The organism is Elusimicrobiota bacterium (genome assembly GCA_026388075.1).
In the GTDB taxonomy this organism is placed as follows: domain Bacteria; phylum Elusimicrobiota; class Endomicrobiia; order Endomicrobiales; family JAPLKN01; genus JAPLKN01.
In genome coordinates this window covers 1-12,245 of sequence record JAPLKN010000137.1, presented here as the reverse complement: position 1 = coordinate 12,245, position 12,245 = coordinate 1, and the positions used below count along the sequence as shown (strand labels likewise).

General features: G+C 39.0%; 7 protein-coding genes. 3 read left to right on the top strand and 4 right to left on the bottom strand.

Annotated features, from left to right (window positions below):
- Positions 1–3,932 (bottom strand): hypothetical protein (locus NT145_07600; GenBank protein ID MCX5782543.1); only part of this gene is annotated, 3,932 nt, incomplete at its 3' end.
- A 436-nt stretch (positions 3,933–4,368) separates the two neighbouring features.
- On the opposite strand from NT145_07600, the gene NT145_07595 reads away from it, so the two are divergent.
- Together NT145_07595 and NT145_07590 are read left to right on the top strand one after the other, a co-directional pair.
- Positions 4,369–5,460, top strand: coding sequence for an LptF/LptG family permease (locus NT145_07595; protein ID MCX5782542.1), 1,092 nt, complete (start codon positions 4,369–4,371; stop codon positions 5,458–5,460).
- A complete protein-coding gene (locus NT145_07590; protein ID MCX5782541.1) occupies positions 5,460–6,539 on the top strand; it encodes an LptF/LptG family permease in 1,080 nt (359 codons plus the stop codon). Before NT145_07595 ends, NT145_07590 begins: the two co-directional genes overlap by 1 nt.
- 115 nt (positions 6,540–6,654) lie before the next feature.
- Here NT145_07590 and NT145_07585 read toward each other — a convergent pair whose 3' ends face one another.
- The 3 genes from NT145_07585 to NT145_07575 form a co-directional block, all read right to left on the bottom strand.
- Entirely contained in the window at positions 6,655–8,304 is a 1,650-nt protein-coding gene (locus NT145_07585; protein ID MCX5782540.1) for a M6 family metalloprotease domain-containing protein, read from the bottom strand.
- 503 nt (positions 8,305–8,807) lie between these two features.
- Entirely contained in the window at positions 8,808–10,403 is a 1,596-nt protein-coding gene (locus tag NT145_07580; protein ID MCX5782539.1) for a hypothetical protein, read from the bottom strand.
- 16 nt (positions 10,404–10,419) lie between these two features.
- On the bottom strand, positions 10,420–11,241 hold the full coding sequence (locus NT145_07575) for a hypothetical protein (protein MCX5782538.1): 822 nt from the start codon (positions 11,239–11,241) through the stop codon (positions 10,420–10,422).
- A 463-nt stretch (positions 11,242–11,704) separates the two neighbouring features.
- Here NT145_07575 and tmk point away from each other — a divergent pair.
- The coding region (gene tmk, locus NT145_07570; protein MCX5782537.1) for a dTMP kinase at positions 11,705–12,245 on the top strand (541 nt) is incomplete at its 3' end.

The following is a 12,245-nucleotide window of genomic DNA, read 5'->3' as shown; positions in this document are numbered from 1 at the left end:
AATGTCTGAACATCAAGAAATGTATCCGAATCTATCATTTTGGTTGAAGGATATATTTTATAAAAAGAATTTGAAATGCTGTAGTTTGCTGAAATGCCTGACGGAAGAACAAAAACATTTAAGGGATTTGAATAGTCCATATTTCCGGAAACGGTTTCTCTATCCTCCAGCCTTGATATCTGCTGAGTGTCCGTAATTGAGCGTGAATAAGTTCCGCTGAACTGCGGCAGTTTGTTTCCAAGTTTCATAGATGTTTGACCGGACCCTGAATAGGTTATAACTCTACCTTCATCCAGAATAGAAACAAGGTTATTTTGAGATTGAACGATTGACGGCTGTATGGTTCTTACTCTTGACAATTGGGCACTTATCGGAAACAAATTTAAACCCGAGACATTTACGCCACCGAAAATAAAACGCCCGTTGTCTTCCAGGTAATCCCGGTCGTAAATCCCGGGAGAAAAAGTTTGGAAATTCCTTTCTATTTCTTTTCGCCCTCCGCCAACGGTCATCTGCCCTATTTTCTTGGATCCGGGCAAAGTTAAATCAATGTTAACTTTCCTTGCCTGGCCTTCTTTTTTGAATGAATCCGTGACAAAAATATCGTTGACCCATATTTCGCCGGACTTAGGACCGGTTGTCCGAACACCAACTTTGATTTGGTTGATATTATTTAAGGATGGAGAACCCACTGATGCAATGGCCCCGTTTGAATCCATAGAAACCCAGTGGTCGGCCCTGCCTGCTGCGCCATCCTGCCTGATAATAATTCTGTGCCAATTGTTAGCCCAATCGGAAGTAATAGGAACGCTATATTCATAATAATTAGAATCATTCCCGCAGGCCCGGATAAAAAATACATCTCCAGTTGCCCCTTTTGAGTAAACAAAAAATTTCAAATAACGATAAGCGGAAAAATCATAAGGCCTTCCAGTATAAATTTCTTTTGCGCCCAACTCAGTTGCGCTGGCAGCCGAGATATTGTAGCTGATAGAAAGCGCCTGTTCCTTTCTTTTCAAGTCTTCGGAAGAATTTGCACTGTCATATAACTGCTGATAATCGTAGTTACTTACCAACGAAACATAATTAGGGTCATCGGTATTTATTGCTGAAATTGTTATCGAACTCCCCGAAACTTCCGTTGCCAGCGATTCCCATCTATTGCCCACAATAGAAAGTTCTGCCAAAGAAATTGTACCCGACTCATTGGAAGTTCCTTTTATTGTAACCCTAACCTGCCGTATATTTTTCCAGTCCTGCGGAAACGCGATATTTAGCGGAATTCTGAATAATTTCCATCCTGTCCAGTCAACATTTGCATGCGCCACGCCGTTTACATCCGTAATTGTTTTCCCATCCGTCGGGCCGTATGGGCCCGGGAATGCTGAAACATCCAGGGTATCAAGTATTCCGTTGGCGTTAAAATCTTCAGTATCTAACCTTCCATTATTTGCCCCGTACAAGGAATAGGTTGCATCGGGATTACGGAACTGCCAGCCAATATCTTCTCCAAGATCAAGAGTACCGCTATTATTTTTGTCTTCAGTCCTCAAACTTCCCAAACTATCAACATCCTCATTGAAGGTTCCGTACTCAATAGACAGATTTTCGCCTTTACCGTCTCCTTTTATCCAGGTTTCAATATACAATTTTTTAGAATAGTCCAGCCCTTCTTTAGAAATGGCCTGCACCAAAGACAGTTCATTTTGACGGGTTAAATTATAATCAATATTTAAAATCTGCTGTTTTTCATCCGCAATATTTTCAAGGTTGGAACTTATATCTCTCTTATAAACCTCCTGCCTTGAAACAGAGATATCACCCAGATAAAAAGGTACTTTTAAAGGCGAGGCTGAAGGAAGCCAAGCCTCTTGAAAAAACGAAACCGAATCAGCCTGCTGAATTCCCTCCATTGACTCAATAACCGCCTTATCCATAATGTTAGGATTTTGCACGCTTAAAGCATATTCGCCGGAAACTGACATTTTTAAAGGAGTATATGGAATTTTCATATCAGATAGACGCGAATCAACTTCGGCAACCATCAGGCTGGAAGGCGTGTTCCTGATGTCAGGAACACTTTGCGTTTGCGAGGTAAAATCATAGATAAAACTCGTGCCGATAAAAACATTTTGGGTCAGTGATAGTTCAGACCTTAATCCTATTAAAGTTGAGCCTCCGGAACTTCCGAAAGGGGCGTAATCGTACGAAATATCTATAACTGTATCATCCGTAATTTTATCTACATCATAGAATGTTACAAGACCCGCATCATAGTCAATAAAATAATCCTGATTATTTTTTAGAACCCTGCCGTCCATAACCACTTTTTCCGACTGAGGCACAATACCCGGCCTTAAAGAAATAATTTTTATTCGATAGCGGTACTCGCAATAGATATTATACCTGTGGTTGTTGATTGTATATAAATCATCGGGGAATGGCTTGGAATCCGCGGGATCAAAATAAACTATACCGTTATCAAAATCCGCATTCATATTTATCGGGACACCGACCTGCGGAGGATATATCGGAACGGGTTTTCCCCCCGGCTCAATTGAAGAAGGAATATTGTTGCTTAAATCTTTAATCTGTAAAATAAAATTTCCTCTCCCGTTATCTCTTATTATCTTCACATTTCCCAAGCTATAGAACGTTTTTAATTCCGTAGTTATTCCGACAGTATTATTCTGGTCCTTTACTATTTTCGGCTGTCCGGGCTGGGAACCGGTGTCTCTAAGCCAAGTTCCGTCAGCTTTCTGGTAGTCTACGGCAATCATATAGTTGCTGCCTAAAGGATTCCTGAAAGAAACAATCCCTGAGCGATAATCAACTATGTAGTCCTGGCCCGGAACCAGAAGATAAAAATTCCCCGAGTAGGTTGAAGTAGGCGACAAGAGAGAATCCATTATTGTAGTTGTTGTTATAATAATATTTGAACTGTTGCTAATTTTTAGGTCAGCTTGATAAATTTTTACCGTTCCAATTTTTGCCCCGTCTATTCCAGATTTAAGAGAATAATATTTTAAGGGAATATATGAAGTATCGGGTATAGTTACCCTCTGAAACTGGGTGTTTCCGGTAAAGCGCTTCACTTCTGACAAACCTTTGGTTCGACTGAAAAATGCTTTTGTTCTTAAGTTTTTATACTTTGTATCCATTTTAATACCGAAAAGCTGCCTTGAATAGCCGACAAACTCGGTTTGAGGAAGAGACATAACAATGTCTCCGAACGCCGCTTCCTGAATAAATTCATCGGGATCGCCTTTATAAACGACAGAAATATCCCTTTTATCGCTGGTTGTATCGTCAAAATCAACATTAACATTTACTTTTCTTCCGACGGTGCCTTTTATCCGGACCTGCAGCTGTTGCTCCATTGAAAAAGAAGTGGAATTAACGCGTTTCCCTTCTTCGGGCTGATCATATATAGTTGACTTTAGGCTTGAGCCGATCAATTTTCTGCCTGAAATAGATAGCTGTGATTCATAAGGAAGCTCTACCGCTAAACCTGGAGGCAACTGCTGACGGATTGAAACCGGAACAGTACTAACAGCGGGCTCTTCTTCGCCGGGCCTTAAGCCTTTTTCTTTTTTTCTTCTCATCTCATTCCACTGTTCTTTGGTATAAGAGAAGAAATTTTTGCTAGCCATATAGTCAATAAGATCCGACCCTGCTTCTATTTGAGCCGTTGTGGTAGGGATATTGAGTTGATATTCGCTTGAAGTTTCTGAAGAAAGCGGAACAAAATAATTTTCTTCTTCGGCAGGATTTTTAGTACCTGTAGAATCGTATTCTTCAAACACTTTGTCTCGTTCTGTTCCTAAAATAGAATACTTTTTTTCGGGAAAAGGAAGATTTTGTCCTCTGGCGGCAAGGTTAAAAAAGATGAAGAAAATTACAATTAGAAGGGCTGCCAATACTTGTTTCATTAATTAAAATATTTAGCTTCTTCCGGAAAGACAACTTTATATAATTAATTTATAAGTAAACCACGTTAGAGATCTGCCTCGCTCGCTTCGCTGCGAAGCGAGCCTGCGGGCGGGCAATGGGGTAAAACGCCATCTAACAGCATGATTTCAATCCGACGACAGAAGTCGCTGGCCTTCTCTAACGTGGTAAACCAAATTATTATACTTAATTTTACTTCTTTTTCCTAACCCCTACCAATATATGTGAAAATCATAAAGATTATAAACACGCTGAATATATAATAACTATTTGAAATTTTCAAGCTTAAAATATTTCTGATAATCTGAGTATATCTGAATTTTATTGACAAGATATATCAAAGCCCGCCAATAATCTTATTTCATTTTTAAAATATTTTTTAGTATAATCAAATATCATTTTAAGGAAAAAAATGCCATGAAAATCATTTGTAAATATATTATAAGAGAATTTTTAGAAGCTTTTATTTTCGGCTTGATCATATTTTCCATCATTCTTCTTTTAGACCAAATCATCCAGCTAATAAATCTGACCCTAACAAAAGGAATTTCATTATGGACAGTAACTAAACTTTTTTTGCTGATTTTACCTAATATTTTGTCCCTAACCATACCTATGGCAGTGTTGTTCGGTATTCTTATCGGCTATGGAAGGATTTCAGAAGATAATGAAATAACTGCCTTGCGTTCTTCCGGCACAAATTATAAAACCTTAACCAGCCCGATACTTATGTTTGTCATTTTAATAAGCATTTTAATGATTCCCTTTAATCATTTTTTATCCCCATCATTACACAAAAATTTCAGACAGCTCTACCAGAAAATTCTTTCGCAAAGGCCTTTTATAAGATTTGAAGAAAAGACAATAACAAATATCGGAGAATATCGATTCTATGCCCATTCGCTCAATAAGAAAAACGGAGTTTTAAAAGGTGTGAATATTTATAAATTTTCAAATCAGCTTGACGGGGCTCCGTGGAGAATAAATTCTTCTTCGGCAACAGTTATGCTCAGCCCATCAGCAGTAATTTTTGAACTTTATAATGGATACTGGCAAAACACAAATCCGAACAAGCCCGACACTCTCATCAATATGCATTTTTCTAAATATAATTTTGTAATTTTTCTAGGAGGCAAAGTTATTCCTTTTAGCCAATCTTTGCGCGAAATGACTACTCCTCAGCTGCGAAAAGAAATAAAATATTATCAATCCAAGAAAATGCCATCAAATTTTCTTGAAAATGAATTTTGGCTTAGATGGACAATGGCATTTGCACCTATCGTTTTTGCTTTTATTGCAATCCCCCTTGCACTTATTAGTCACCGGGGCGGAAAGTCGGCAGGATTCGGATTAAGCATTCTAGTAATATCTTTTTATTATATGATTTTAATTATTGCGTTAAATACGGGTGAAAAAGAATATTTACCTCCGAAATTTATTCTATGGCTTCCGAATTTAGCAATGCTTTCTTGCGGAATATTTTTCTGGAAAAGGATGATTAAAAAATAATGAAGCTTATTTATGTTTATTTAATAAAAGAATTTCTTAAACCTCTGTTTTTTAGTTCAGCGGTTTTCGGAATTCTTGTCGTTATTTCTGAATTTTTTAGGAATTTAACTTTTTACCTTGAACAAAAATCATCATTTTTTGAGGTTTTTAAATTTCTTTTTCTTAATCTTCCTTGGTGGAGTATTCAAGTCCTCCCTGTTTCAGTTTTTCTTGCAGTCTTATTTTCTCTGGGGGAGTTTGCCCGTCACGGAGAAATTACCGCTTTAAAAGCAGCCGGAATAAACCTATGGCGAATAATATCAATGTTTCTTTTCTGCGGATTAATTATCGGGCTTTTAGATTTATCTTTGAGGGAAATTGTAATTCCTCACACATCAAGAGCTGCGGATAAAATTTTGATTGAAAAGATTCATCGTGAAAGGCCTAGAAGCAGGACGGAATTTTACGATCTCGTTGTTTCCCTGCCAAGAAACGGGCGAATGACGATAGGTTATCTCAACACTAAAGATGATTACATTAAAAAGGGAGTAATAGATTTTTTTGATCCGCAATTCAATTTAATAAAACAGATTGTTTTTGAATCAGCGTATTACAAAAATAGGCAGTGGTATTTTTCCAACGGTGTAGAAAGGATTTTCAAAGAAGGCGGTTTCAATGAAAATTATTTTCAGGAAAAGATTCTAGTCCTTTATGTAAAACCCGAAGATTTTGTTTTGGATGATATCCGCCCAGAACAGAAAACTACCCGCTATTACAAAAATTATATAAGGCAGCTGGAAACTCTCGGCATTCCGTCAGAAAATGAACGAATCCAGTTTAATCTAAGGTTTTCATCCATATTCAGCTATCTGATTGCAATGTTAATCGGAATTCCTTTTGCAGTTTCTGTTTCAAAAAGATTTGGAAAAATCTTGAGTTTTATTTTTGCGCTGATTTTTGGATTTATTTATTGGGCATTTCAGGCGGTAGGCCAATCTATGGGGCAGAATAAGGTTATTTCCCCATTTATTGCTGCTTGGCTTTCAAACATAATCTTTGGATTAGTAGGATTTTATTTGCTGAGTAAGGTGCGGAAGTGACAGTGATTAGTAATTTGTGATTGGTGATTAGTAATTGGTATGTAGATACCAGGCAAATGCAAGAAAATCCTTTGATGTTATCTAATTACCAATTACTAATTTCTAATTACTGAAATCAACGGACAATAGCGAGTTTTCCGACACTTGTTTCATTATCAGCTTTTATGCGGTATAAATATATCCCCGGAGCAACGTTTTTCCCGTCTTCATTTTTTCCGTCCCAATCGTACTCATAAAACCAGTTATAATCTTTTGATTTATCAACTTTCAATGCTATTTTGTCTTTAGTTACAGATTTTATTTTCTCGCCCGCAAGATCATATAAAGTCAACTCCAGTTCCCGCGGAGGGCGCGAAGCTTTTAGTACGATTGTTGTAATTATGCCAAGGGAGCTCCTCGGATGAGAATACCCTATCCCCGCGGGATTAGGATAGTTAATAAGTTTTTTTAAGTTTAGTCCCGACTCAGCCGATATCATTGCCAGAGTTCCGCTTGCAGATCCGCCGGTAATCAAAATCCCCGCAATTGAAATACCCGATTCAATCCCCTCAAAACTGTTAGACAAAGGAGTAGTAAAATTATCTCCTGAAACAAAGGCATTTGAAGCCTGCCCCGGCGCAACAAAACTTCCGTTAGCCTCAACAAGATCAATCCCCAAGTGAGGTTTCCCGGAATTTATATCGTTATTTGACAGGCGTGTAGTATTTGAAGCAATAGCATCGTCTATATGCCATATAACAAGGCCTGTCCCGGGTATTTTCTTATCATATACCGCTCCCGCTGCGGTGGTATTTCTGTATTCAGCAACAAAATATTCTGAAGAGGATGCAACTTCAATAGGCAATTTGTAAAAACCCAGCGGTTGTGATGTTTCAATAGAATTCCAGGTTAAAGCGCTGTTTGCCGTAGATCCGATACGAGACGACAAATCAAGAAATCCCAGATAATTTTTACACCAGGGGTCAAGATGAGGAGGATTGATTCCCGTATTATCTACACCGTATGGATAATCCATCAAAGTCCATGTGCCGCAAACGCTTTTTCCGCCCAAAACTGAAGTATCGTAAATATCCGGCAGTCCAAGCTGGTGGCCGTACTCATGGCAGATAACTCCTAGAGGGCTTGTCCCAACGGGGGCAAGTTCAGGAACAACAGTAAAACCGTTAAACGATTTACCGTTTACCGAAAAGTTCATTGGATAAAAAGCCGACCATATATCTTCAGATGTGCCATGCATTTCTTGTCCTTGTCCGGCATGAAAAATCATAATATGATCATATAGGGCATAGTTAATATCTCCCGATGAAATATTAACCGTATCCGTTAAAAGTCTTTGATAATCTGCGTCGGTTTCATGGTTATAATTACTGATTGCAGAAAGAGTATAGGTGCTTGCGCTGACGGTCGCAGAAGCCGTAAAAAGTGTATAAGAATTTTCGCCAAAATAGTCTCTCATTTGTTGAAAAAAAACTTCAGCATCGGTTTTTCCGGCTGCCATGTCCTTAAGAAAAAACTTATCCGAAAACTGAACCCTCACAACAATGATTTGCTTTGTTGTTGGAGGTGTTAACCCAAGTTTTCCGGGGGCTCTCACGGCGCCAACTTTTTCAAGAGACTTCAATTGCTCTGCCGTCATTGTCCTTTCAGTGTTTGCAATATTAGGGTTTTCTTTTCTCCATTCCCAATTTATCGGAGGCGCGGCAAAAAGAAAATCTGCTGAAAGAAAAATAACGAAAAACAATAATACTATAAAATATTTTTTCATATTTTAAAATTAACCTCCACCCAGTCCGCCCCGCCACAGGCGGGGTATCAGACGTATAGGTTATTTTCTTCCTCTCCATTGATGGGAGAGGCCTCGGCTCATAGGAGCCTATGGCTCCGAGAGATTGAGGTGAGGGTGAAAGTTATTTTAGCCCCCTCATCCTCGCCTTCTCCCTCATGGGGAGAAGGAATATTTCGGTAAAAGCCCAGCAAGCTGGGCGGAATAATGCAAGTTTGTCAAAAAAGAAGCGGATTTGTTACTTTCCTTGCTTAACAATAGAAAGACAAACCCGCTTCATAAAAAATCACTTAAAATTTATCCACGCACCAAAAACCACGGGTTTACCCGTGGATGTCATGCCTGAGGCAGATCTCGCCCGCCGGCAGGCGCGGCGCCTTGGGCGGAAATGGTCTTTGGTGCGGTCCGCCGCGGCGGACGCTCCACGAGCAAGCGGGGAGCGAATCCCGTTATCTTTGAGATACCACGGGCTTGCCCGTGGAGCTTCATTTTTGCGGCACAAATTTGTTCTTTATAGGCGCTTTTTTATTTGGAGAAACTGACTTTTTAACCGGAGCAGTAGCCGCAGATGCAGCTGCTTTTTGTGTCGGTTCATCAGTTTTTATTACCTCTGCCGGTTTCGTCTTAACTGTTTCCGTAGAAGAAACAACAGTTTTGACCGGCTCTGCAATAACCTTAACGGTAGTTGTAGATATGTTGGTTACAAGCACAGTTGAGGTAGAAACAGCCTGTTCAAAGGAAGGGACTACGGCTTGAGCAGTTGTTCCTGAAGCAAGATTTGGTTTAATTTCCTCTTTTTTGGGTTCCACCGCTGCAGCTTTTTGCTGTTCCTGTTCTGCTTTCACATCTTTTCCGTAAGCGCGGCCTTTTGAATCACCCCAGCTTAAAGCAATAGATATTCTATGATTTGTTTCTGCAATTTGGCCCGCATATGCTCCTAATTCATCAGTCCAATAAGCATAATCTGCCCTCAATCCTAAATAAGGTATTCTTGCGCCCAAGCCTAATGTAGGATATCCGGAATTAAAGCCTCCCCGTAAAGATAACGGGCCCCATCTGAATTCAGCGCCAAGATGAAGTTTTTTCCAGAAATAATCCGATACCACTCTTTCCTCTGAACTTAAAATATCTCTTACATCGGCCAGCAACAAAATTCTATCCTTGGTATTTATATATTTTTTCGGCCAGTAATATATTTTTGAAGGGATAAAAGCTGTACCCATGTTCCATTCGGAATTTATCATGCTGTTATATGCAGGCTTACTGAGTTTCCCGGGATCAGTTGTATTAACCGCATCATACTTTAAAGTTGTTCCTCCCAGATCCGTTATCTGCAGGCCGAAATTCCATCGCGAGTTCGGCTGATAAAGGGTTCCTATATCAAAACCCATGCCATTTCCCATTTGAAGCTGCGGACTAATATTGTCCAGTTCAAGCACAGATTTTGTCTCGTCTATTTTTCCCCTCATAATATATTTAACATTTGCGCCGACAGATATTTTTCCGGGTATGTTGTAAGGAAGAGAATCAAACCGGTGCGCGAGAGGAACCGCGCCGATTACATCGGCTTTTCCCCAATAATTTAAATTCGGAATAAGAATACCCGACCTGAACTGAAAACCAACATTAGCCTCGTCAAAAACTCCTATACCCCAGGAAAGAAACTTTTTACCGGGAGTAAGGTAACTAAAGTTTGGAAATCCCAGCGTGATTCTAGTTTTATATTTTGTAATTTTGTTGTTAATATCAGTAATTACCTGATTTTTGTCGATGATATTTAACTTATCAAAATTCTCAAGTTTATCTTTATTGTCGTTATAATATTGATAAAAATTCAGAGAATCATTAGTAATGCTTACAGGCAGTTCAAAAAGTGTGAATTCGCTTCCCGTTCTTTGGGTTATACCGGCAGGATTGTAGAAAAACGCATTTTTGTCATCAGCTAAAGCCACAAAAGCGCCGCCCATAGCTAAAGGCCGTACACCTCTAATAAAGACCGGGTCTTCTTTTGCTAAAGCAAAAGAAGGAGTTAAAATCAGCACTGACAATAATATTGCAGATAAAAACCTAAATTTTTCCATTTCTTTCTCCCATTATTTATGAATTTAAATAATAATCATAATTCAAATCTATTGTGGTCACAGGCAAGCTGTTGAACAAAGATTTTATGTCTGACTGTATATTGGCAATAGCTGCATCTGAAGAAAGGTTAAGCTTTGCGATAACAACTAATAACCTATGATACGCGCTTACCAGATCCTTCGCAGCGGAACGCATTTCAGAAGTGTCCCCAGCACCGCTTTGAGAATAGTCATTTTGAAAATCTATGCCCGAATTATGAGCGGTAATTGCTGCACGCAAAACAAGGCAAAAAGCTATATTGATATTCAAATCCGGATTGTCCGGGCTGACGCTTCCATCACCCTGGCCTTTTATGATTTTCAGAAGATATTTGTTTGACAGTATATCATTAACCGCCGCCGAAATTTTATCAATCTTTTGCATTATCGTATCAGGAAGCATTGAAGCAGAAGAAGAAAAATACGGTGCTTTCGCTAATTCTGCAATTGCGGGAGAAAGTCTTGAAGGGGCGGCAGAGGGAGCGCTTTGTTGTTGAATGAGATTTGCAACCAAACTTGATATATCTAACCCGGCATCGCCGAGTTTAGCAGCCGAATAACCGTATATCGCTTCTGAGTTTCCGGGCTCTGACTCCAGAATTTTGGAGTAATATTCAAGCGCTTTTGCATAATCTTTATTCTGCAGAGCAGAATATGCATCCGAAGACAGCGAGCTTACATTGGAACCTGACCCAGTTTTATGCGACCATCCGAAAATATTGTTATCGCCGCAACCGGTTAAGAAAAACATTGCAAAAAATACTAATGATAGTAATATTGCACTTAATTTCTTATCCATAATCTCCCTCCCTGTTATTTCTTTGTTGTTCAAAAGCATTTTGATTATATAACTACATTACCGTTTTGTCAATATCGTATTTGAGCTGTCAACCTTCATCGCTCGGCTTTCAGCAACTGCTCATATTCACAACTTCCAATCCCTAAAGTTCTGTCTCACCAGTTATCCAGTTCTTAATACTTTGATTCCGTCGTTTCTGTTTTTGACACTATATGCTTTTTTTGTTAGAATTACTCGTTCAAATTTATATTAAACCCAAATTTTGCAACAGATTGCAAAATTTGTCCTGAAGGGGCAGCCCGTCACCGACGAGCTGGGTTAACCCCGCACCATTTATAACTTGTTCAATTAAATGTTTGCAGGGGTTTCCAGCTTACACTCTTTTAAAGTGCTTCATTTTTCAGCATTTTTCAATGGTGCGGCACTGCGTGCAGATTTTTCTATTGAAAAATCTGGGTTAAAAATGAAAAAAGGAATTTTTATCACATTTGAAGGAATTGACGGCTGCGGAAAAAGCACGCAGTCTAAGCTCATTTACGACTATTTGAAAAAAAATGGCCATAAAGTCGTTTACACCCGCGAGCCCGGCGGCACAAAGTTTGCAGAATATATAAGAAATATTTTGCTTAATCCAAAAAATCAGATTTCCCCTTTGGCTGAACTTTTTTTATATGAGTCGGGCCGGGCAGAACACGTTAAAAGGACAATATTGCCCGCAATAAAATCAAAAAGTATCATCATTTGCGATAGGTTTTTTGACGCTACAATAGCATATCAGGGCTATGGGCGAGGGCTAGATATAAAAATGATTGAAAAACTAAATTATTTTGCTTCTCAGGGGATAATCCCCGATCTTACAATTTTGCTGGATATCTCGGCCTCCGAAGGGCTTAAAAGGGTAAAGAAACTCAAAAAAAACGATCGCATGGAAAAAGAAAAAATTTCTTTTTATAATAAAGTCCGCAGGGGATACCTTTTGCTGGCCAAAAAATTTCCGAAAAGAA